At 73.5% G+C, this 21,403-nt stretch carries 17 protein-coding genes and 1 pseudogene; 10 read left to right on the top strand and 8 right to left on the bottom strand.

Features of this window, described 5'->3' with window-relative positions:
* Positions 1–63: 63 nt before the first annotated feature.
* From QMF98_RS12000 to QMF98_RS12015, 4 genes are all read left to right on the top strand, one after another.
* On the top strand, positions 64–441 hold the full coding sequence (locus QMF98_RS12000; protein WP_337973248.1) for a hypothetical protein: 378 nt from the start codon (positions 64–66) through the stop codon (positions 439–441).
* 110 nt (positions 442–551) lie between these two features.
* The gene (locus QMF98_RS12005) at positions 552–3,284 is read left to right on the top strand and encodes a sodium-translocating pyrophosphatase (RefSeq protein ID WP_337973249.1); all 2,733 of its coding nucleotides are present in this window, start codon (positions 552–554) and stop codon (positions 3,282–3,284) included.
* Entirely contained in the window at positions 3,281–4,348 is a 1,068-nt protein-coding gene (locus tag QMF98_RS12010; protein ID WP_337973250.1) for a glycosyltransferase family 1 protein, read from the top strand. The genes QMF98_RS12005 and QMF98_RS12010 overlap by 4 nt, the downstream gene beginning before the upstream one ends.
* A 101-nt stretch (positions 4,349–4,449) precedes the next feature.
* Positions 4,450–5,688 (top strand): hypothetical protein, encoded by a 1,239-nt coding sequence (locus tag QMF98_RS12015; RefSeq protein ID WP_337973251.1) that lies wholly within the window; start codon positions 4,450–4,452, stop codon positions 5,686–5,688.
* Positions 5,689–5,793: 105 nt separating this feature from the next.
* Here QMF98_RS12015 and QMF98_RS12020 read toward each other — a convergent pair whose 3' ends face one another.
* Positions 5,794–6,459: an HAD family hydrolase gene (locus QMF98_RS12020; RefSeq protein ID WP_337973252.1), complete on the bottom strand. Its 666-nt coding sequence runs from the start codon at positions 6,457–6,459 to the stop codon at positions 5,794–5,796.
* Between the two features lie 211 nt (positions 6,460–6,670).
* Between QMF98_RS12020 and QMF98_RS12025 the strand changes: the two are divergent.
* Positions 6,671–7,721, top strand: a pseudogene (locus QMF98_RS12025) (alcohol dehydrogenase catalytic domain-containing protein).
* Between the two features lie 79 nt (positions 7,722–7,800).
* On the opposite strand, the gene QMF98_RS12030 reads toward QMF98_RS12025, so the two are convergent.
* Entirely contained in the window at positions 7,801–9,702 is a 1,902-nt protein-coding gene (locus tag QMF98_RS12030) for a heavy metal translocating P-type ATPase (protein ID WP_337973253.1), read from the bottom strand.
* 188 nt (positions 9,703–9,890) lie between these two features.
* On the opposite strand from QMF98_RS12030, the gene QMF98_RS12035 reads away from it, so the two are divergent.
* From QMF98_RS12035 to QMF98_RS12045, 3 genes are read left to right on the top strand one after another with little or no spacing between them, the layout of a single operon-like run.
* Positions 9,891–11,297: a ferredoxin reductase family protein gene (locus QMF98_RS12035; protein WP_337973254.1), complete on the top strand. Its 1,407-nt coding sequence runs from the start codon at positions 9,891–9,893 to the stop codon at positions 11,295–11,297.
* Positions 11,294–11,812: an FMN-binding protein gene (locus tag QMF98_RS12040; RefSeq protein ID WP_337973255.1), complete on the top strand. Its 519-nt coding sequence runs from the start codon at positions 11,294–11,296 to the stop codon at positions 11,810–11,812. The genes QMF98_RS12035 and QMF98_RS12040 overlap by 4 nt, the downstream gene beginning before the upstream one ends.
* 5 nt (positions 11,813–11,817) lie before the next feature.
* On the top strand, positions 11,818–12,573 hold the full coding sequence (locus tag QMF98_RS12045; RefSeq protein ID WP_337973256.1) for an FAD:protein FMN transferase: 756 nt from the start codon (positions 11,818–11,820) through the stop codon (positions 12,571–12,573).
* On the opposite strand, the gene QMF98_RS12050 is transcribed toward QMF98_RS12045, so the two are convergent.
* The 6 genes from QMF98_RS12050 to QMF98_RS12075 form a co-directional block, all read right to left on the bottom strand.
* Positions 12,545–13,816, bottom strand: a complete 1,272-nt coding sequence (locus QMF98_RS12050) for a sensor histidine kinase (RefSeq protein ID WP_337973257.1) — start codon at positions 13,814–13,816, stop codon at positions 12,545–12,547. The two genes, QMF98_RS12045 and QMF98_RS12050, sit on opposite strands and share 29 nt — an antisense overlap.
* Positions 13,813–14,490, bottom strand: coding sequence for a response regulator transcription factor (locus QMF98_RS12055; RefSeq protein WP_337973258.1), 678 nt, complete (start codon positions 14,488–14,490; stop codon positions 13,813–13,815). The genes QMF98_RS12050 and QMF98_RS12055 overlap by 4 nt, the downstream gene beginning before the upstream one ends.
* Positions 14,487–15,233 (bottom strand): ABC transporter permease, encoded by a 747-nt coding sequence (locus QMF98_RS12060; protein WP_291759430.1) that lies wholly within the window; start codon positions 15,231–15,233, stop codon positions 14,487–14,489. Before QMF98_RS12060 ends, QMF98_RS12055 begins: the two co-directional genes overlap by 4 nt.
* Before the next feature lie 84 nt (positions 15,234–15,317).
* Positions 15,318–15,992: a response regulator gene (locus tag QMF98_RS12065; RefSeq protein WP_291759433.1), complete on the bottom strand. Its 675-nt coding sequence runs from the start codon at positions 15,990–15,992 to the stop codon at positions 15,318–15,320.
* Positions 15,989–17,413: a sensor histidine kinase gene (locus QMF98_RS12070; RefSeq protein ID WP_337973259.1), complete on the bottom strand. Its 1,425-nt coding sequence runs from the start codon at positions 17,411–17,413 to the stop codon at positions 15,989–15,991. Before QMF98_RS12070 ends, QMF98_RS12065 begins: the two co-directional genes overlap by 4 nt.
* Positions 17,414–17,555: 142 nt before the next feature.
* Positions 17,556–19,499 carry an APC family permease gene (locus tag QMF98_RS12075; protein ID WP_337973260.1) on the bottom strand — a complete coding sequence of 648 codons (1,944 nt, stop codon included), beginning with the start codon at positions 19,497–19,499 and terminating at the stop codon, positions 17,556–17,558.
* A gap of 227 nt (positions 19,500–19,726) precedes the next feature.
* On the opposite strand from QMF98_RS12075, the gene QMF98_RS12080 reads away from it, so the two are divergent.
* Positions 19,727–20,719, top strand: a complete 993-nt coding sequence (locus QMF98_RS12080) for a CorA family divalent cation transporter (protein ID WP_337973261.1) — start codon at positions 19,727–19,729, stop codon at positions 20,717–20,719.
* Positions 20,720–20,764: 45 nt separating this feature from the next.
* The gene (locus QMF98_RS12085; protein ID WP_337973262.1) at positions 20,765–21,379 is read left to right on the top strand and encodes a GNAT family N-acetyltransferase; all 615 of its coding nucleotides are present in this window, start codon (positions 20,765–20,767) and stop codon (positions 21,377–21,379) included.
* The last annotated feature ends 24 nt before the right edge of the window (positions 21,380–21,403 follow it).

The raw sequence follows: 21,403 nt of genomic DNA on the forward strand, positions 1-21,403 counted from the left end.
ACCCGGCGACGCGCCGGAGGGTGGTCCCGGGCACTGTCGGTGGTCCGACCTACCGTGGCGAGCATGGCAACGAGCACCGTGGACACCGTCCGGATCGCACCCGGTCCCGCGCTCACCGTCGCGACCGCACCGGACGCCGGCGCCGTCGACGAGCTGCTGGTCGGCACCGGGTACGTGATCGAGGTGGAACGCTGGCCGGACGAGCGGCCCGCCGGTCTGTTCCCGGCCGACGACCCCGAGTTCCGGGACGCGACCGACGAGGGGCTGCTGCGCTGCTACGAGGTCACGCTCGCCACCGCGTCGGGTGCGGAGCTGGCTCGCACGCTCGTCTGGTCCGCGGCCGGGGTGGTCTGCGGTCCGTACACGTCGTGCACCGCCCTGGGAGCAGCACTCGCCGACGAGGTCGCGCACGTGCTCGGACGTGCGCTGACGTCGGTCTGAGCGCACGTCCGCGACCTGCACGGAGCCCTGGGCCGTAGGTCACGCCCGCTCGCAGCGCCCCGCTCCTAGCGTGGAGAACGACAGCAACGACGCTCTCCTGGGATCGGACCGTGCGCACACTTCTGGATACCCGCACCCACCTCCTCACCCCCACCGCTCCGCCCCCCGGGAGCCCCGATCCAGGCAGTCGCAGGCGGCGTCGACCGCTGCTCGGGCTCGCCGTCGGCGCACTGGCGGCGACGTCGCTGGCCGGCTGCGCCTCGTCGGGGAGCGCCGGCGCCGGCCACGGCGGTGAGGCGAGCCTCCGGCTGCCGGACCTGTCCGCCGTCACGATCGCAGGTGGCTTCTCCGGTCGGGTGCTGCTGGTCGCCGGCCTGCTCGTCTGCCTGCTCGGGCTGGCCTTCGGGCTCGTCGCGTTCCTCCAGCTGCGGCGCCTGCCGGTGCACGTCAGCATGCGGGACATCTCCGAGCTGATCTACTCGACCTGCCAGACGTACCTGCTGCGCCAGGGCCGGTTCCTGCTCACGCTGTGGGTGTTCATCGCGGCGGTCATCGTCGTGTACTACCGCGCACTCGTGGGCTTCACGTGGGGCCGCGTCGCGGTGATCATCGGGTTCAGCCTGCTCGGCATGGGCGGCTCGTACGCGGTGGCGTGGTTCGGCATCCGGGTGAACACCTTCGCCAACTCGCGGACCGCGTTCGCAGCGCTGGACGGCAAGCCGCTGCCGGTGCACCGCATCCCGATGAAGTCGGGCATGAGCATCGGCATGGTGCTGATCAGCCTCGAGCTGCTGATGATGCTGGTCATCCTGCTGTTCCTGCCGGCGGACATCGCCGGTGCGTGCTTCATCGGCTTCGCCATCGGTGAGTCGCTCGGCGCCTCCGCCCTGCGCATCGCAGGCGGCATCTTCACGAAGATCGCCGACATCGGCTCCGACCTGATGAAGATCGTCTTCAAGATCAAGGAGGACGACGCCCGCAACCCCGGCGTGATCGCCGACTGCACCGGTGACAACGCGGGCGACTCGGTCGGCCCCTCCGCCGACGGCTTCGAGACCTACGGCGTCACGGGCGTGGCCCTGGTGACGTTCATCCTGCTCGGCGTCGCCGACACCAAGGTCCAGGCGACGCTCCTCGTGTGGATCTTCGCCGTCCGGGCCGTGATGCTCGTCGCCTCGGCCGTCTCCTACCTGGTCAACGACACGCTGGTGCGGGCGCGCTACCGCGACGCGACGCGGATGGACTTCGAGAAGCCCCTGACCTCGCTCGTGTGGCTCACCTCGGCGGTCAGCATCGTGCTCACGTTCGTCACCACGTGGTTCGTGCTCGGCGACCTGCAGGGACCCGGCGCCGGCGCCTGGTGGAAGCTGGCGACGATCATCTCCTGCGGCACCCTGGCGGGCGCCCTGATCCCCGAGCTGGTCAAGGTGTTCACCTCGACCTCCAGCCGCCACGTGCGCGAGGTGGTGAAGAGCTCCCGCGAGGGCGGTCCGTCGCTGAACATCCTGTCCGGCCTGGTGGCCGGCAACTTCTCCGGGTACTGGCTCGGCATGGCGATCGTCGCCCTGATGAGCGTCGCGTACCTGATCAGCGGGCAGGGTCTGAGCGCCCTGATGACCGCGCCCGCGGTGTTCGCCTTCGGCCTGGTGGCGTTCGGCTTCCTCGGCATGGGCCCGGTGACCATCGCGGTCGACTCGTACGGCCCCGTGACGGACAACGCGCAGAGCGTCTACGAGCTGTCCCTGATCGAAGAGGTCGAGAACATCGACGCCGAGCTGGCCGCCGACTTCGGCATCGAGCCGAAGTGGGACAGCGCCAAGCAGATGCTGGAGGAGAACGACGGCGCCGGGAACACGTTCAAGGCGACCGCCAAGCCCGTGCTGATCGGCACGGCCGTCGTCGGCGCCACCACCATGATCTTCTCGATCATCATGGCGCTGACCGCCGGCCTGACGAAGGACGTGCAGAACCTGTCCCTGCTGCACCCGCCGTTCCTGCTCGGCCTGATCGCCGGCGGGGCCGTCATCTACTGGTTCACCGGCGCGTCCATCCAGGCGGTGACCACCGGCGCCTACCGGGCGGTGGAGTTCATCAAGAACACGATCCGCCTGGACGGCAGCACGCGTGCCAGCGAGTCCGACTCCCGCAAGGTCGTCGACATCTGCACCCAGTACGCCCAGCAGGGCATGCTCAACATGTTCCTGGCGGTCTTCTTCGTCACGCTCGCGTTCGCCTTCGTGGAGCCGTACTTCTTCATCGGCTACCTGATCTCCATCGCGATCTTCGGTCTCTACCAGGCGATCTTCATGGCCAACGCGGGCGGCGCCTGGGACAACGCCAAGAAGGTGGTCGAGGTCGACCTGCACGCCAAGGGCACCTCGCTGCACGACGCGACGATCGTGGGTGACACGGTCGGCGACCCGTACAAGGACACCTCCTCGGTGGCCCTCAACCCCGTCATCAAGTTCACGACGCTGTTCGGCCTGCTGGCCGTCGAGCTCGGTGTGAGCCTGACCGGGGACGGCAACGGCACGCTGGTGCGCATCCTCGCCGGGGTCTTCTTCCTGGTGTCGGTGTTCTTCGTGCACCGGTCGTTCTACGGGATGCGGATCCGGGCGTCGCTCGACGACGAGCAGCCCGCCGAGCCGTCGGCACCGCGCGGCTCCGACGACCGGCCCGAGGCGCGGGACCTGCCGAGCACCACGCGGCCCGCACCGACCCCGGTGGAGGCACCTGCGGCAGCCGCACAGGGTCAGCAGCTGGTCACCCCGGCCGGCAGTCCGGACGACGCCGCCCTCGCCCACGCCGGCGCGACCGACACGGTGGGGGGCGACGCACGATGATCACCAAGGTCGCCATCAAGCACGACGCGGCGCTCGTCGACGGCAGCGGCCACGTCGTCGGGCACGACGCCGGCTCCACGCTGGTGCGGCGGCTGCTGCGGGTGTTCCCCGGCTCGGAGCTGATCGGGCCGGGACCGCGCAGGTGCGCCGGTTTCGACCTGATCCCGCTCGAGTTCGTCGACCCGGTCACCACCGTGGTGATCAGCATGGACGTGCTCGACTCGGTGGACGTGTGGCGCACGCTGCGCCCCGCGGGCGCCGAGCCACGGCTGATGAACTTCCTCTGGTGGCCCACCACCACGTACCCGCACCCGGTGGAGCAGGCCGCGCTGGCGTTGTCCTGCGCGCTGTTCCCGACGTTCGCCAACTCCGAGCGCACGGCGAACGAGGCGCGCGAGGTGGTGTCCCGGTGGACGGTCCAGCCGCTCGCCGAGAAGGCCCGGCTGGCGTGGGTCAACCTCGGCTTCCGGCTGGAGCACGTCCGGCCTCGCCACGAGCCTCCGGTGCCGCTGGTGCTGTACCCGGCCATCTACGTCTCGGAGCGCAAGCAGCCACGGCTGTTCCTCGAGGTGGTCGAGCGCGTGCGCGAGCGGACGCCGATCCGCGTCGAGGCGCGCCTGCACGAGTCGCACCTGGTGTCCGAGCTGGCGATGCGCATGTCGTCGCGGGAGTGGATGTGGGTCGGGCCCCTGACGGCGACCCGCGACGGTTACTGGGACGCGCTGTCCCGCACCACGGCGTTCCTCGCGACCGCCACCGAGGAGTCCTACGGTCTGGAGTACGTCGAGGCGCTCGCCGCCGGTGCGGTCGGCATCTTCCCCGACCTGCCGTGGGCGCACGCCCTGCTGCCCAGCGGCTACCCGCTGTTCTACCGCTCCCCCACCGAGGCGGAGGAGCAGCTCTACCGGGCCGTCACCGACCCGGCGGGGTGCTGGCGGGACATCGACGCGTCGGCGGGCGGCAGCCTGGCGCGGTGGCTCCGCGACCAGCACAGCGACGACCTGTTCGAGAAGGCGATCACCGATCGCGTCCACGAGTGGTTCGGCGTGGGCGCGGCGGTCTGACGGCGGCACGGCAGGGGGCGGTGGGGGCCCACGACGGCCCCACCGCCCCCTATCATCGTCACGCGCCGGCCGGCCCCGTGGCCGGTACCCCGAGGAGCGCCGTGACCGATCTCGCGCCACGGGTCCGCCGTGCGCTGCTCGGCAGGCCCTGGTGGGCACAGGCGCTGCTGGTCTACCTGCTCACCCGGGTGTTCACCACGGGGGTGCTGCTGATCGCCTGGTCGCAGCAGGGCTTCGGTCCCCCGCACTCCTGGCGGGTGCTGGCCCAGCCGCCGTTCGACCTGTACCTCAGCCGGTGGTGGGACGGCTGGTGGTACCACCAGGTGGCGACCACCGGGTACCCCCACACGCTCCCGCTGGACTTCCGCGGCCGTGTGGACAAGAACACGTGGGCCTTCTTCCCGCTCTACCCGATGCTGGTGCGCGGCCTGATGACGTTGACCGGCGGCAGCTGGGACCTGCTGGCCCCGCTGCTGTCGCTGGTCCTCGGCTGTGCAGCGGCCGTGGTCGTGCACCGCCTGGTGACCGAGGGCGCCCCGCGGGCCGTCGCAACCCGGCCCGGCCTGCCGGTGCTGACCGTTGCCGCCATCGGCCTCTACCCGGCGGCCACCGTGCTGCAGGCGGGCTACACCGAGTCCCTGGCGCTGCTGCTGGTGGCCGGGAGCCTGCTGCTGGTGCTACGACGGCAGTACCTGTGGGCGGCCCTTCCGGTCGCCGCGCTGGGGTTCACCCGGGCGGTGGCTCTGCCGATGGCGGTGGTGGTGCTGGTGCACGCATGGCTGCGCTGGCGCGAGCAGCGCGCGGGGCGCGACCGGCTCGGCGTGCGGGAGCTGGTGCGGATCGGGGTGCTGCTGGCGGTCGCGGGGGTCTCGGGGCTCGCCTGGCCCGCGATCTGCGGCTGGGTGACCGGCATCCCGGACGCGTACCTGCTGACCCAGAAGGCGTGGCGGGTGGGCCGCGGCGCGTACCCCTTCGCCGGTTGGGCGCGCCTGGGGATCATGCCGTGGCCCGTCGCGGTGGGCATCGTCCTCATCGTGCTGGGGATGTTCGCCATGCTGGCGAGCCGCTCGGCGCGGCGGCTCGGTGCGGAGCTGTACGTGTGGAGCGCCGCGTACCTGGTCTACATCCTGTCCGTCGGCGACATCATCTTCAGCCTGGTCAGGTTCTTCCTGCTGGCGTTCCCGTTCGGCGTGGTCGCGCTCGGCCTCGAGACCGGAGACCGTCCACGGGCACGGCGCTGGCCGGTGGTGCTGCTGGGCATCTCCGCGGTGCTGCAGGTCGCGTGGATCTGGACGGTGTGGAAGTACACGCCGCACGAGTTCTCCATCGGCGCTCCCTGACGTCCGCGGCCGGTTCACGGCAGGGCCGAGCCGACACGACGGGCGGACACGACGGGCGGGCACGACGCGGGCGCGACCGGGTGCGGCCGCGCCCCGGTCCGCCGGTCAGCGCACCGAGCGCTTGACCACCGTGAGGAAGTCCTCGAGCTGGGTGGTCCAGTCGTCGACGACGAGGACCGGACCGAATTTCGCCAGCTTGCCGGCGTCCGTCCCGCCGGTGGTGACGGCCACGAAGGCGAAACCGCCCGCGTTCGCGGCGACGCCGTCGCCCTCTGTGTCACCGACCAGCACCCCGTTGTGCACCGCACGGGCGGCCGCCCACGCGAGCGCCGCCCGGTCCGGGTAGATGGCGCCGAAGAACGAGTGGCCCCAGTCGAACAGGGCGAGGTCGTAGCCCGCGCTCGTCAGCTTCACGCGGGTGCGCTGCTTGGAGTTTCCCGTGATCAGCGCGTTGGTCCAGCCGTTGGCGTGCACGGCCGCGAGCGCCTCCTGGACGCCCGGTACCGGGTCGCACGCGTTCTCGGGCTGCGCGTACCAGGCCTCCGACAGCTCGACGAAGCGGCGCGTCAGAGGGCCCGCGACCGTGTCCGGCTGGCCCGCGCCCCGGCGCATCTCGTCGAGGATCTGCCAGTCGACCTTGCCGTGCCGCTCCGGGACCGTGACGTCCGTCAGGCCGGTGACGTCGCGCAGCGCCTGGGCGAACACGCTCTCGCCGCCCTCGGGGCTGTTGTCCAGCAGCAGGGTCCCGTCCAGGTCCCAGAGCACGATCATCGTCGTCGAACCTCTTCCTCTGTCCACGCGCCGGCGGCAGCCGGTCGCGACCGATCACCCGCAGGCCCAGAGTTCAGGCCCGGGGGTCAGGCCCGGAGTGCAGACCACTCCCCATCCGACCACCGGCGCGTGCCGTCGGACCGGGACCATGGCCGCATCTTCGACGGCCCTCGAGGGCGGCCGTGCCCGCGCCGGCTGGCACGATCGGGTCGTGCGCGCGCTGCTGATCGAGGAGTTCGGGGCCCGGCCCGCCGTCGTGGACGTCCCCGACCCGGTGTGCCCGGACGACGGCGTGGTGCTGCAGGTCGGGGCGACGGGGGTGTGCCGCAGCGACTGGCACGCCTGGCAGGGGCACGACGACTCGGTGGTGCTGCCGCACGTGCCTGGCCACGAGCTGGCGGGCACGGTCGTGACCGCCGGTCCCCTGGTCCGCCGGTGGCGCGTCGGGGACCGGGTGACCGTGCCGTTCGTCTGCGCGTGCGGTACCTGCCTGACGTGCCGCAGCGGCGAGCAGCAGGTGTGCCCGCACCAGACCCAGCCCGGTTTCACGCACTGGGGCTCGTTCGCCGAGCTGGTCGCGCTGCACCACGCGGACACGAACCTGGTGCGGCTGCCGGACGGCATGGCCGCGACGACGGCCGCCGGGCTCGGGTGCCGGTTCGCCACCGCCTACCGGGCGCTGACGGTGCACGGCCGGGTGCGGGCCGACGACCAGGTGGTGGTGCTCGGGTGCGGGGGCGTCGGGCTGTCGGCGGTGATGATCGCCCGCTCGCTCGGGGCGCGGGTGGTGGGCGTGGACACCTCGGCCGCCGCGCGGACGGCCGCCCTCGAGCTGGGGGCCGATGCGGTGCTCGACCCCGGTGACGGCAGCCCCGAGGAGGTGGCCGGCCGCCTGGTGGAGCTGACCGGCGGAGGTGCGCACGTGAGCGTCGAGGCACTGGGTGACCCGCGAACGGCGGTGACGGGCGTCCTGGCGTTGCGGCGACGTGGCCGTCACGTCCAGGTGGGGCTGCTGCTCGGCGAGCACTCGCGGCCACCGCTGCCGATGGGCCGCGTCGTCGCGTGGGGAGCTGGAGCTGTACGGCAGCCATGGCATGGCGGCCCACGAGTACCCGGCGATGCTGGCCGCGATCGCCGACGGACGGCTGTCCCCTGACCGGCTGGTGGGGGCGGTGGTGGGCCTGGACGAGGCCGCCGACGCCCTCGCGGCGCTCGGTGAGCCGGGCACCGCGAGGGTGGGGATGACGGTGGTCGTGCCCTGAGGTGCGCCGATCCGGTCGGGCCCGGCGTGGGCTCGGCGTGGGTCCGGCCACGCGGTGGGCGTGCCGCCTCAGGGGCGGCTCACAGCACGGCGGCGGCGACCGGCGGCGTGTGCTCCACCGGGGGGACGTCGGCGTGGGTGGGTGCCGGCTCCGAGCGGCCCGGGCGGACGGCCCGCAGCGCACCGAGGATGGCGACGAGGTCCACCAGCTCCTGGAGCGAGGCGCCGACCACGGCCGGGATCACCCCGAAGGCGGCGACGACCATCAGGCCGACGCTCAGCACGATGCCCATCCAGATGGACTCGAGGGCCACCCGCACGGTGCGCTGAGCGATCGCGACGGCGGAGGCCACGCGGCCGAGGTCGTCCAGCATGATGACGACGTCGGCCGACTCGCTCGCGGCCGTGGCGCCCTTCGCACCCATCGCGACGCCGACGTCCGCCGCCGCCAGCACCGGGGCGTCGTTGACGCCGTCCCCGACCATCATGACCGGGCGGTCCTGCAGGCCGACCACGGCGGAGACCTTGTCCGCCGGCAGCAGGCCCGCGCGCACGTCGTCGACGCCGATCGCCGCCGCGACGTGCAGCGCCGTGGGCTCGGCGTCGCCGGTCAGCATGACGACGTGCCGGACGCCGAGGTGGTGCAGCGTCTGCAGCGTCGGCGCGGCGTTGTGGCGGATCTCGTCGGCGACCACGAGCCGCCCGGCGTGCCGGCCGTCCAGCCCGACGTGCACCGCCAGACGACCCGGCGGCAGCTCGGCCGCCAGCACCGTCGTCCCGGTGACCTGCTCGACGTGGCTCGCCTTGCCGACCACCACCCGTCGTCCGTCCACGGTGGCCGTCACGCCGGCCGCGGTCGTCTCCGTCACGTCCGACGCGTCGGGGACGTCGAGCCCCCGGCTCTGCGCGGCGTCGACCACGGACTGGGCGAGGACGTGCGGCGAGAACTGCTCCGCGGCGGCGGCGAACCGCACCAGGTCGTCGGACGCCGTGCCGAGCACCGGCTCGACCGACTCGACGCGCGGGTGGCCGTACGTCAGGGTGCCGGTCTTGTCGAGGGCGACCGTGCGGATCCGGGCCATCTGCTCGAGGATGCCGCCGGACTTGATGACGACGCCGTTCTTCGCGGCGCGGCTCATGCCGGCGATGAAGGCGACGGGCGCGGCGATGAGGAGGGGGCACGGGGTCGCGACGACGAGCACCTCGGCGAAGCGCACCGGGCTGCCGCTGAGCCACCAGGCGACGCCGCCGAGCACCAGCGCGACGGCGGTGAACGGCACGGCGTACCGGTCGGCCAGCCGCACGATCGGTGCCTTGGAGTCGGCTGCCGCCTGCACCAGCTCGATGATCTTCTGGTACTGGCTGTCCTTGGCCTCGACGGTCGCGCGGACCATCGCCACCTGCTGGTCGCTGACCGAGCCGGACAGCACCGCCTCGCCCGCGAGGTGCTCCACCGGGAGCGACTCGCCGGTCAGCGAGGACTCGTCGAACGACGCCGTCTCCCCCTCGAGCACACCGTCGACCGGCACCGCCTCACCCGGCTTGACCAGCAGCAGGTCGCCCACGCGGACGTCGGTCACGGCCACGTCGGTCAGCTCGCCGTCCGCGCCCACCACGTGCGCGAAGTGCGGTGCGCGCGCCAGCAGGGCGGACACTTCGCGGTGTGCGCGCGCGGAGGCGTAGTCCTCCAGCGCGGAGCCACCGGTGAGCATCAGCACGACGATCAGCGCCGCCCAGACGTCACCGACCGCGACGGTGGACACGACGGCGGTGACGGCGAGCACGTCGAGGCCGAAGTTGCCCCGCAGCATGTCCCGCACCATCTGGTAGGCGTGCATCCCGGCGACGACGAGCGCGTAGCCCCCGACCACCCAGCGGGTGGCGGCGGGCGCCGTGAGCGTCAGGACGAGTCCGGCGAGGGCCACGACGAGCGTCGCGGCCACCATCGGGTAGCGGCGCAGCCAGTCCTCGATCTTGGTCATGCGTCCGTGATACCTGAACCAAGGGTAGGTGCGATAGCAAGGATCGGCTGGCCTTGGCGCCGTCCCGATGCTGCCGTGGGGCCGCCCGGCGGGGCGCCCCGACCGCCACGGAGACGGCCGATCGCCGCACAACCGACACACAGGTGGCTCGGAGAGAACTCTGAGAACGGCTCGGAATGATCCTTGCCATGACGACCTCCACGATGACCCGGACGGCCGGTCCGGCAGCCCGAGGCAGCCGCCCGGCCGCCTCGTCGCGCAGCCGTCAGGCCGCACCCGTACGGGGGCCCGGTGCCCGGTCGGTCCGTGCCGTCATCTGGCTCGGCTCGCTCGCCGTGCTGTGGTTCTGGTGGGCCGGGACCTCACCGTCCATGGGAAGCACGCCCGGCACGGCGATCACGGCGTTCGGCGAGCTCGCCGGACTGATCGCGTCGTTCCTGGTGTGCGCCCAGGTGCTGCTGGTGGCGCGGGTGCCGTGGTTCGAGCGGGCCGTGGGGCTGGACCGGTTGGTGTCCTGGCACCGGTCGCTGGGCACCACGGTGCTGCTGCTGGTGCTGACCCACGTCGGCGCGATGATCCTCGGCGGGATGCTGACCGACCACAAGACGCCGTGGGCCGAGTTGATGGCGCAGCTGCACACCTACTCGGACATCCTGCCCGCGATCGTCGGGACCGTCGTCTTCCTGGTCGTCGGGCTGACCAGCGCGAGGCTGCTGCGCCGCTACCTGAGCTACGAGTGGTGGTTCGGCATCCACTTCACGATCTACGGCGGGATCTTCCTGACCTTCCTGCACCAGATCTCCTCCGGCGCGCACTTCGTCGGCTCCTGGCCGGCCAAGACCGTGTGGTTCACCATGTACGCCGGCACCGCGCTGGCGATCGTCTGGTGGCGCGTCGGGCTCCCGCTGGTGCAGCACGTGCACCTCGGCCTGACGGTCGAGTCGGTGGTCAACGAGGCCAAGGGCACCACCAGCGTGTGGCTGAAGGGCAGCGGCCTCGATGCGCTGCAGGCCCGGGCCGGGCAGTTCTTCCTGGTGCGGTTCCTCACCCCCGGGCACATCTGGACCGCGCACCCCTACTCGGTGTCCGTCGTCCCGACGGACGAGCGCGTGCGGTTCACCATCGGCGCGCTGGGCGACCACTCCACGGCCGTGCGGCGCATCCGCCCCGGCACCCGGGTGCTGCTCGAGGGACCGTTCGGCACGTTCACGGCCGACCGGGCCCGCTCGCGCCGCGTGCTGCTGGTGGCCGGCGGCGCCGGGATCGGCCCGGTGCGGGCGCTGGCCGAGGAGCTCGTCTCGCAGGGGCGTGACGTCGTGGTGGTGCACCGGGCGCACGACGCCGAGGGGCTGGCGCTGTCCCGGGAGTTCCCCGACTACGACACCCTGCACTACGTCCCGCTGCCGGGCCGCCGGCGCGACCTCGGGTACGACCCGCTGTCGCCGGCCGTGCTGGGCCGTGTGGTCCCCGACATCCGGCAGCGCGACGTGTTCGTCTGCGGCCCGGCCGCGATGACGGACACCGTCGTCAGGTCGGCGCGGGCGCTCGGCGTCCCGCGTGCCGCCATCCACCACGAGGAGCTGAGCCTGTCATGAGCACCCAACCCTGGCGCGGGACCCTGATCTTCGCCGGCACGCTGGCCGCGATCGCGGCGACCGCCGCCGCCCGGTTCTCCGGGTCCGACGGTCTCGCGGCGTCCGGCGCCGTGCACACCGGCACGGGTGGCACCTCGACCGGGCAGTCCGCCGCGGGTACGACGGGCGGCTCGACGGGGACGTCGTCGGGCACCTCGGGCTCGTCGAGCGCGACCGGCACCCAGTCCGGCACCACGAGCGGGACCAAGACGATCGTGGGCACCACCGAGCAGACGCCCTACGGGCCGCTGCAGCTGTCGGTCACCTTCACCAACGGCAAGGTCTCCGCGGTGCAGGCGCTGCAGACACCGAACCGCCACGGGGAGAGCGTGCAGATCAATGCGTACGCCGTGCCGATCCTGACGAAGGAGGCCATCGCGGCCGGCTCGGCGAACATCGACACGGTGTCCGGCGCGACGTTCACCTCGCAGGCGTACGCGCAGTCGCTGCAGTCGGCGATCGACAAGCTCGGCTGAGCTCGGTGCGTCGCGTCGAGGAGGTCATGGGCCTGCCGATGTCCGTGGACGTGCGGCGGGCGCAGGGCCCGGACGTCCAGGCTGCCCTCGATGCGGCGTTCGCCGTGCTGCACCAGGCCGACGAGCGGTTCAGCACGTACCGGCCCGACAGCGAGCTGCGGCGGCTGGAGCGCGGTGAGGTGCCCGAGGACGACGTGTCCGCCGACATGCGCGAGGTGCTCGACCTCGCGGCGCGCGCCCACGAGGAGTCGGGCGGCGTGTTCGACGTGTGCACGCCCGAGGGACGGCTCGACACGAACGGCGTGGTCAAGGGCTGGGCGGCGCAGCGGGCTGCCGACGTGCTGGTCGCCGCCGGACTGCGCGACTTCTGCCTGAACGCCGGCGGGGACGTGGTGACCCGCGGCGAGCCGGAGCCCGGGCGGGCGTGGGACGTCGCGGTGCGGCACCCCGACGACCCGCAGGCGGTGCTCGCCGTGCTGTCCGTGACGGACGGCGCGGTGGCGACCTCCGGCACCTACGAGCGCGGCGCCCACGTGTGGGACGGTCGCAGCGGCTCCCGGCAGCTCCCCCTGGTGGCGGCGACCGTGGTGGCCGCGGACCTGACGGTCGCCGACGTGCTGGCCACCACCGTGCTCGCGATGGGCGAGGACGGGCCCGCGTGGGCGGTGGAGCACGGAGCCGCCACGGTGATCGCCGTGACGACCGACCGGCGCGTGATCACCGCGGCTGCCGTCAGCGGAGCGCCGGCAGCTCGAGCGTGACCTGAGCCCCGCGGCGCTGGTCGTCCCGGGGACCGGCGGCCACGCGCCCGCCGTGCTGCGTGGCGATCTCGGCGACCAGCGCGAGGCCCAGGCCGTAGTGCCGACGGCCGTCGGCCGCCGGCCGGTGCGAGGCGAAGCGCTCGAACACCCGGGTGCCCGGGGCTATGCCCGGGCCGTCGTCGAGCACGCGGGCGCGTACCAGGTCCCCGTCGCGCACCACGTCGAGGGCGACGGCCGACTCCGCGTGGTCGAGCGCGTTGTCCACCAGGGCCGTCAGCGCACGACGGACCGACACCCCTCCGGCCAGCGCGACCGCCGCGGACTCGCCGGTGGTGCGCAGCGCGATGCCGCGGGCCGAGGCGGACGCAGCAGCGGCCGCGACGACCTTCGCCGCGACCGCGGCGACGTCCACCGGCTCGGGAGCGACCCGACGGTCGTCGGCCGCGAGCAGCAGGTCGTCGAACAGCGCGGCAAGGGCCGCGGTGTCTCCGTGCAGGCCCGTCACGTCGGCGCGAACCCGTGGTGGCACGTCGGAGACGTCGGCGTCGAGGTGGCGCCCGAGGAGCTGCACCCGCGTGCTCAGGAGCGTCAGCGGCGTCCGCAGCTCGTGGCTGGCGTCGGCGACGAACCGCCGCTGGCGCGCCAGGGCATCGGCCAGCGGGCGGACCGCCCGACGGCCGAACCAGGCGCCGGCCACCCCGGCGAGCACCACCCCGGTCCCGCCGGCGAAGGCCAGGGCCGTCAGAAGCCGCTCCAGCTCGTCGTGCTTCTCGTTCGGGTCGACCGCGACCTGCACGACCACCCGGTCCCGCTCGACCGTGACGACGGGAACGCGCCCCTCCCCGGTCGCCACCGTGCTGCGCACCTCGTGCCGCCCCTCGGCGACGGCGCTGAGGGCGCCGACGTCCGGCAGCCCCTGCGGGAGGCCCGGGCTCGACGTCATCGAGCCGTCGACCGTCGACATCACGGTCACCCACAGCCCCGGCGGGACGTCCCGGGTGTCGTCGATGCTGTGCGCGACCTGCTCGAGCTTCGCCTCGGCGTCCCGCGCCTGTCCCTGCAGCACCGCGACGAGCACCACGGCAGACATCAGCACGACGCTGGCGAGCACCACGACGGCGGTCTGCCAGCCGAGGCGCCGCGCGGCACGTGCCACCTCGACGTCCTCGGGGGACTGCCGCGGGCGCGGCGCGCCGGGGCGGATCACGACGCCCTCGTCGGGCGCGGGCTCGGCGGCGCTCACGACGCACCGAGCCGGTACCCGACGCCGCGGACGGTCGCGACGACGTCCCGGCCCAGCTTGCGGCGCAGGTAGTAGACGTAGGTGTCGACGACGCCCACCTCCCCCGCGTCCGGGAACACCGTGTCGAGCAGCCGCTCACGGTCGTACACGCGGCCCGGGTGCCGCGCGAGCACCTCGAGCAGCTCGCTCTCGCGCACCGACAACGCCACCCGCTCGCCGTCGTCGCGCACCACCTCGTGCGTCGCCGGGTGCAGCGTGCCGCCGAGCACCGGGAGCGTCAGCGCGTCCTCCGTGTGCCGGCGGGTCAGGGCTCGCAGCCGGGCGGCGAGCTCGTCGATGTCGAACGGCTTGCCGAGGTAGTCCTCCGCGCCCGCGTCCAGACCCTCCACGCGGTCGGCGGGGTTGCCGAGCGCCGACAGCACCAGCACGGGCGTGGTGACGCCCCGGCTGCGCAGCCGGCCGAGCAGGTCCAGCCCCTCGATCGCCGGCAGCCCGCGGTCCAGCACCATCACGTCGTAGCTGCGCGTCAGCCCCAGGTGCAGGCCGCGCTGGCCGTCCCGCGCGACGTCGACGGAGTAGCCCTCACCGGTGAGCAGCTCCGCCAGCATGTCGGCCAGGTCGGCGTCGTCCTCCACGACGAGCAGCCGACGCTCGGTGCCGGGAACGGCAGTCATCTCAGGGCCTCCGGACGGGTACGGATCGGTTGCAGCCAGTGGGCCAGGAGCACGGCGGTCAAGGAGCCGGCGGCGATGACGGCGGCGAGCACGACGATCTGGAAGCGCCCCGCCTCCAGCGGGGACACGCCCCCGAAGATCGCGCCGACGAACGCGCCGGGCAGCGTCACCAGGCCGGTGGTCTTGGTCTGGTCGGTGATCGGGATCATCGCCGAGTAGACCGCGTCGCGGGCGATCTGGGCGGTGGACTGGGCCGGGTGCGCACCGAGCGCGAGCCAGCCCTCGACCTCCTCCCAGTGGTCGATCACCCCCTGGGTGAAGCGCCGACCGGCGAGCGTCGCCATGGTCATGGAGTTGCCGACGACGATGCCGCCGATGGCCAGCGTGTAGCGCGCGGTGAAGCCGATCGCCCCGGTGAGGAAGACGACACCGAGGGCCAGGAGCACGCCGGCCGCCATCGCGAGGACGACCTGCCGCATGCGCTGCGGGGTCCAGCCGAGCCGGCGGGTGGCCGTGGTCGCCGCGACGGAGAACATCACCAGCAGCGCCGCGGCGACCCACAGGTGGGAGGTGATCACGCCGGTGAGCACCAGGCTGATGGCCGCGAGCTGCAGCGCTCCCCGCGCCACGGCCGTCGCCGGGGCCCAGGGGTGCCGCACGCGGAAGGTCCGCAGCACCACCGCGGCGGCCACGACCAGCGTCGTGATGCCGACGAGCACCCGCAGGAGCTCGGCCGACGACATGGGGCGAGCCTACGGCGGCGGGCTGTGCCGGCCGTCGAGCCGCTCGTCGCCGCCCCCGGGCCGTCGCGAGACACGTCCGCCCGCTCACGGCACGAAGCGGTACCCCACCCCGGGCTCGGTGACCAGGTGCCGCGGCCGGGACGGCTCCCGCTCCAGCTTGCGCCGCAGCTGCGCCATGTACACCCGCAGGTAGTTGCCCTGCTCCTCGAAGCCGTGGCCCCACACCTGCGCCAGCAGCTCCTTCTGCGTCACCAGCCGCCCGGCGTTGTGCACCAGCACCTCGAGCAGGTGCCACTCGGTGGGGGTCAGCCGGACGTCGGCACCGTCCCGGGTGACGCGCCGGTCGGCGAGGTCGACGGTGAAGGCGTCGGTGGTCACCAGGGGCTCGGCCACCGGCTCGGGGGTGGCCCGGCGCAGCGCCGCACGGATGCGGGCGAGCAGCTCGTCCATGCCGAACGGCTTGGTGACGTAGTCGTCGGCACCGGCGTCGAGGGCGTCCACCTTGGCGGCCTGGGACTCGCGTGCGGACAGCACGATGATCGGCACCTGCGACCAGCCCCGGATGCCGGCCACCACGTCGACGCCGTCGATGTCGGGCAGGCCCAGGTCGAGCACGACGACGTCGACCCCGGCCGCCGCGGCGCGCAGAGCGGCCCGCCCCGTGGCGGCCTGCTCGACCTCGTACCGGCGGGCGCGCAGGTTGATCGTCAGGGCGCGCAGGAGCGTCGCGTCGTCGTCGACCACCAGCACCTTGGTCACGCCGTCTCCCCCAGGGTCGGTTCGGCCTGCCGCCCGGCCAGCGGCAGCCGCAACGTCATCGTCAGCCCGCCGCCCGGCGTCCGCGACGGTGCGAGCGAGCCGCCCAGCGCCTCGGCGAACCCGTGCGCGATCGCGAGCCCCAGCCCGACGCCGGTCGACCGGTCGTCGAGCCGGCGGAACGGCTCGAACAGGTGCCGCCACTGCCCCTCGGGCACCCCGGGACCGTGGTCCACCACGCGGAGCTGGACCGCGTCGTCGACCACCTCGGCCTCCACCCGCACCCGTGAACCCGCGGGCGCGTACCGGCGGGCGTTGTCCACCACGTTGGCCACCACCCGCTCCGCCAGGCCGGGGTCGGTCAGCACCGGCGGCAGCCCCGCCGGGACGTCCACCTGGACCTGCTCGTCGCTGAGCGTCAGCAGCGCGCGGCCCACCACCTCGTCGAGGTCGACCGGCACCCGGTGCACCGCGAGCGCCCCGGCCTGCAGCCGGGACAGGTCCAGCAGGTTGGCCAGGAGGTCGGACAGCCGGTCGGCACCCTGCTCGACGGCCTCGAGCAGCTCGGCGCGCTCGTCGTCCGACCACTCCACCTCCGTGGACCGCAGGCTGCTCACCGCCGCCTTGATCCCCGCCAGCGGCGTGCGCAGGTCGTGTCCGACGGCCGCGAGCAGCGCGGTGCGGACCTGCTCCCCCTCGGCCAGCTCGCGCGCCCGTGCCGCCTGCTCGGCGAGCACCTGCGCGTCCCACGCACGCGCTGCCGCGCCCGCGAGGCCGGTGAGCAGGGACCGCTCCGCCGCGAACGGCTCCGGTCCGTAGCCGACCAGCTGCAGGTCCGAGCCGGCGTCGAGCACCAGGTCCGGAGCGCCGGTCGGCGTGGCGCCGACGCGCGCCAGCGGCGCCCCGACGCCCCGCCGCACCAGGGCCATCGTGTCCATGCCGAGCACGCGACGAGCCTCGTCCAGCACACCGACCACCGAGGCGTCGGACACCGGCTCGGCGGACAGCCGCGAGAGCACCTGCGAGCCGAACCGGCTCCGGGCGGCGGCGGCCTGCTCCCGTGCCGTCAGCTGCACGGTCAGCCCGACGACCCCGCCGACCAGCACGAACACCGTGAGCTCCACCACGGCGTCCCGGCTGTCCACGGCGAGCGTGTGCCGCGGCGGCACGAAGAACCAGTTCGCCAGCAGGAAGCCGACCACCACGGCGAGCCCCGCCGCCTCCAGGCCGCCGACCGCAGCGGCGATCACCACCATCAGCACGTAGAGCATCAGCACGGCGCCGAGCGACAGACCGGTACCCAGGCGCACCAGCGCGAGCGTGCCGAGCGGGCCGCCGACGACCACCAGACCGATCCCGGCCAGGCGCCGGGCCCTGGTGAGCCGCATCCCCGCACGTGGCAGGGCGGACGGCGCGGCGCTCATGGCGTCAGCGTGCCACGCCCGCCCGGACGGTGAGGGGACCGCGGTCACCCCCAGGGGGAGCGCCGCGCACCGTCCGGGCGGGCGAGCTGGAGGCGCCCGGTGCGGGCGCGGGTGGTCGCGCCCGGTGCGGGCACGGAAGCGGTCAGCCGGCCACCTGCACCGGCGCCGGCGTCTGCTCCGGGCTGAGCACCCACGGCACCGAGGTGACCATCACCCCGGGCTGCACCAGGAGCCGGGCCTTCAGCCGCAGCGCGCTCTGGTTGTGCAGCGCCTGCTGCCACCAGTGCGCCACCACGTACTCCGGCACGAACACCACGACGAGGTCCCGCGGCGAGTCCCGGCGGATGCGGGCGATGTACTCCAGCACCGGCCGGGTCAGGTCGCGGTACGGGGAGTCGAGCACGGTGAGCGGGATGGGGACGTCGCGCTCCGCCCAGTCGGCCAGCAGCGCGGCGGCCTCCTTCTCCTGGGTGCGCACCGTCAGGGCCGTCAGGGTGGACGGCCGGGTCGCGCGAGCGAACGCCAGGGCGCGCAGCGTGGGCATGGTCAGCCGGGAGACCAGGACGATGCCGTGCACGCGGCTGGGCAGGGGGACGCCGCCCGGCGGAGGCGTCAGCGCCCGGTCCACGGACGCGTAGTGCCGGTGCACGCCCTCCATCGCCAGGAACACGACCGGCATCGCGATCACCACCAGCCACGCGCCGTGCGTGAACTTGGTGACCAGCACGATGACCAGGACGATCGCCGTCACCACGGCGCCGAGCCCGTTCACCAGCCGGGCCCGCACCATCCGCGGCCGCTCGTCGCGCAGCGCGGTGGCGCGGATGGCCGTGGTCCAGTGCTTCACCATGCCGGCCTGGCTCAGGGTGAACGAGACGAACACCCCGATGATGTACAGCTGGATCAGCCGGGTGGTGCTCGCGTCGAACACCCACAGCAGCAACCCGGCCAGCAGCGCGAGGATCACGATGCCGTTGCTGAACACCAGCCGGTCGCCCCGCCGGCCGAACTGCCGCGGCAGGTAGCCGTCGCCGGACAGGATCGAGGCGAGGATCGGGAAGCCGTTGAACGCCGTGTTGGCGGCCAGCACCAGGATCGCGGCGGTGAACGCCTGCACGACGTAGAACGCGATGCTGGTCGAGCCGAAGACGGCCCCGGACAGCTGGGCGATCACCGTGCCCTGGTGGTAGCCGGCCGGCGCGCCGACCAGCTGGGAGGTGTCCTCGGCGATGTGGACGTGGCTGATCATGGCCAGCGCCGTGATGCCGATGAACATCGCGATGGTCAGCCCGCCCATCGCGGCCAGCGTGTTCGCGGCGTTGCGCGGCTTGGGCTCGCGGAAGCTCGGCACGCCGTTGCTCACGGCCTCGACGCCGGTCAGGGCGGTGCACCCGGAGGCGAAGGACCGCAGCGCGATGCCCACCACCAGCAGGGGGCCGAGGGTGGCGGTGGAGTGCACGCTGATCGCCGCGGAGGCCGCGACGGGCGCGTGCCCGGCGAACGTCCTGGCCAGGCCCACGCCGATCATCGCGAGCACCGCGACGACGAACCCGTACGTCGGGATCGCGAACGCCGTGCCCGACTCGCGCACGCCGCGCAGGTTGATCACCGCGAGCAGCGCGACGAACCCCAGCGTGATCGGCAGCGCCGAGTGCGCCAGCCACGGGAACGCCGAGACGATGTTGGCCACGCCCGCCGCCACGGAGACGGCGACGGTCAGCACGTAGTCGACCATCAGCGCGCTGGCGGCCACCAGGGCGGGCCGCGCCCCGAGGTTGGCGCGGCTGACGGCGTAGGCGCCGCCACCGGTCGGGTACGCGTAGCAGGTCTGCCGGTAGGAGGCGACGACCACGACGAGCAGGACGATGACGGCGAGCGCGACGAACGGGGTCAGGTGCAGCAGGGACGCCCCACCGACGGACAGCACCAGGAGGATCTCCTCCGTGGCGTAGGCGTTGGAGGAGAGCGGGTCGGAGCAGAACACCGGCAGCGCGATGCGCTTGGGCAGGAGGGTCTCCCCCATCCGCTCGTTGCGCAGCGGGTTGCCGACGAGCAGGCGCTTGGGCGCCGTGAGCAGGCTTGTCACGGTTCCATGGAACGGCCGGCGCGGGCCGGGCACGTGCCGTCCTGACGCCGTCTTGACGCCGTCGCGCGGATCCTGACGCCGCCTTGACGGGCAGCCGCGCGGCGACGGGACCATCGGCCCAGCGCCCCGGATCCATCGGATGCGGAGTGCCGTCCCTGCCAGGACACTCGTGCCACCGCCCACGTCGGACGACCGTCCAGCAACGTGCGGCGCACCAAGGAGGCACCGTGCTCACGCATGCCGTCCGGTTCGACAGCGCCGGGGAACCGCACCCGCTGGACACGGACCCGACGCCGGACGTCGCCGGGGAGCTGAAGGAGGCGCGCCACGACGGCGGCTTCCTGTGGCTGGAGCTCTGGATGCCCGACGAGGCCGAGATGGCCTCGGTCGCCGAGCCGCTGTCGCTGGACCCTCGTGCCACCCGGGACGCGGTGACGGGCCGTCAGCAGCCGAAGATCCAGCGCTTCGGCGACCACCTCGCGGTGGTGCTGTGGACCCTGGAGCTGACCCGGACCTACCCCACGGTCACGGTCGGCGAGGTGTTCCTGTTCATCGCCCCCGGAGCGCTGGTCACGGTGCGACGCACCCGGGCGCAGGGTGACGCGGTGCAGAGCTCCGACCTGGCCAAGCCCGACGCCCGGGTGCGGGGCGGGGCCCTGGGAGCCGCGTTCTCCGTGATGGCCCAGGCGGCCGGCGACTACGCCCGGCTGACCGACACGATCGAGGACGAGCTGCAGGAGCTGGAGCGCGACGTGTTCGACGACTCCGTCCGCGAGAGCCGCGAGCGGATCTACCGGCTCCGCGGGCAGATCGGCAAGGTCGACCGGGCGGTCGCCACCCTGAACGCCTCCCTGAAGGCCAGCGAGGGCCACTTCGAGGAGCTCTCCGTCGACGACGAGGAGGTGGGGCCGTGGATCCGGGACCTGATGGACGACCTGGCGGGCACCGCCGTGCTGGCCAACGAGCAGAACCTCACCCTGGACGCGGTGGTGGCCAGCCACGAGAACAACGTGGCCGCCCAGCAGAACGAGGACACGCGCAAGATCTCCGCCATCGCGGCGATGCTGTCCATCCCCGCGGTGACGTCCGGGCTGTTCGGGATGAACTTCAAGGACCTGCCGCTGGTGAACACCACCGGTGCCTGGGCGTGGGTGATGGGCGCCGTGGTGCTGATCGACCTCGGGGTGTACGTCGTGTTCAAGCGGCGGCACTGGCTGTAGGGCAAATCCCGTGACCGGCCCCGGAGCCGCCGGCACGATGGGTTCGTGACGGCGCTCGACGACCCCTGGCCCTCTCCCGCCCGGCCGGAGGTGCAGCTGGTCCAGGTGCCTGCCCCGGCGCTCGCGGCCCTCGCCGCAGGCCACGCGGACACCGCGGAACGCGCGGTGCCGGGCCTGCACATCGACCCCGAGCTGGCGACGGACCACTGCCGTCGGGTCTGGCAGATCCGCGCCGAGCAGGTCCGGGAGCGGCCCGCGGACGCGTCCTGGGTGACGCGGCTGCTGGTGGACTCCTCGCTCGTGGCCGGCACGAGCGAGGGCGCGGTGACGGGCCCCGGCGTCGGCGCCGGTCCGGCCGCCCACGCCGGGACCGCCGTCGGCCGCGCCGGGTTCCACGGCCCGCCCGACGCCCGTGGCATGGTCGAGGTGGGCTACGAGGTGGTGCCGTGGGCGCGCCGCCGGGGGTACGCCCGGGCGGCGATGGACGCGCTGCTCGCCGTGGCGCGGCAGCGCGCGGACGTGCAGGTGCTGAGGGCGACGATCAGCCCGCAGAACGCGGCGTCACGGGCGCTGGTCGCCTCGTTCGGCCTGGTCGAGGTGGGCGAGCAGTGGGACGAGGAGGACGGCCTCGAGACGATCTTCGAGGTGCCCGTCGTCTGACGCCGGCGGCCCGCACGGCGGCCC

Origin of the sequence: Cellulomonas sp. NTE-D12 (genome assembly GCF_027923705.1) — a bacterium.
Lineage (GTDB): Bacteria > Actinomycetota > Actinomycetes > Actinomycetales > Cellulomonadaceae > Cellulomonas.

What these genes read in the sequence shown, in the direction of transcription:
- QMF98_RS12020 (WP_337973252.1), bottom strand. Translation starts at nt 6,459, where the DNA reads ATGATCGTGCTCTGGGACCTGGACGGGACCCTGCTGCTGGACAACAGC.
- QMF98_RS12035 (WP_337973254.1), top strand. Translation starts at nt 9,891, where the DNA reads ATGACGACCTCCACGATGACCCGGACGGCCGGTCCGGCAGCCCGAGGC.
- QMF98_RS12070 (WP_337973259.1), bottom strand. Translation starts at nt 17,413, where the DNA reads ATGAGCGCCGCGCCGTCCGCCCTGCCACGTGCGGGGATGCGGCTCACC.
- QMF98_RS12060 (WP_291759430.1), bottom strand. Translation starts at nt 15,233, where the DNA reads ATGTCGTCGGCCGAGCTCCTGCGGGTGCTCGTCGGCATCACGACGCTG.
- QMF98_RS12030 (WP_337973253.1), bottom strand. Translation starts at nt 9,702, where the DNA reads ATGACCAAGATCGAGGACTGGCTGCGCCGCTACCCGATGGTGGCCGCG.
- QMF98_RS12055 (WP_337973258.1), bottom strand. Translation starts at nt 14,490, where the DNA reads ATGACTGCCGTTCCCGGCACCGAGCGTCGGCTGCTCGTCGTGGAGGAC.
- QMF98_RS12010 (WP_337973250.1), top strand. Translation starts at nt 3,281, where the DNA reads ATGATCACCAAGGTCGCCATCAAGCACGACGCGGCGCTCGTCGACGGC.
- QMF98_RS12000 (WP_337973248.1), top strand. Translation starts at nt 64, where the DNA reads ATGGCAACGAGCACCGTGGACACCGTCCGGATCGCACCCGGTCCCGCG.
- QMF98_RS12040 (WP_337973255.1), top strand. Translation starts at nt 11,294, where the DNA reads ATGAGCACCCAACCCTGGCGCGGGACCCTGATCTTCGCCGGCACGCTG.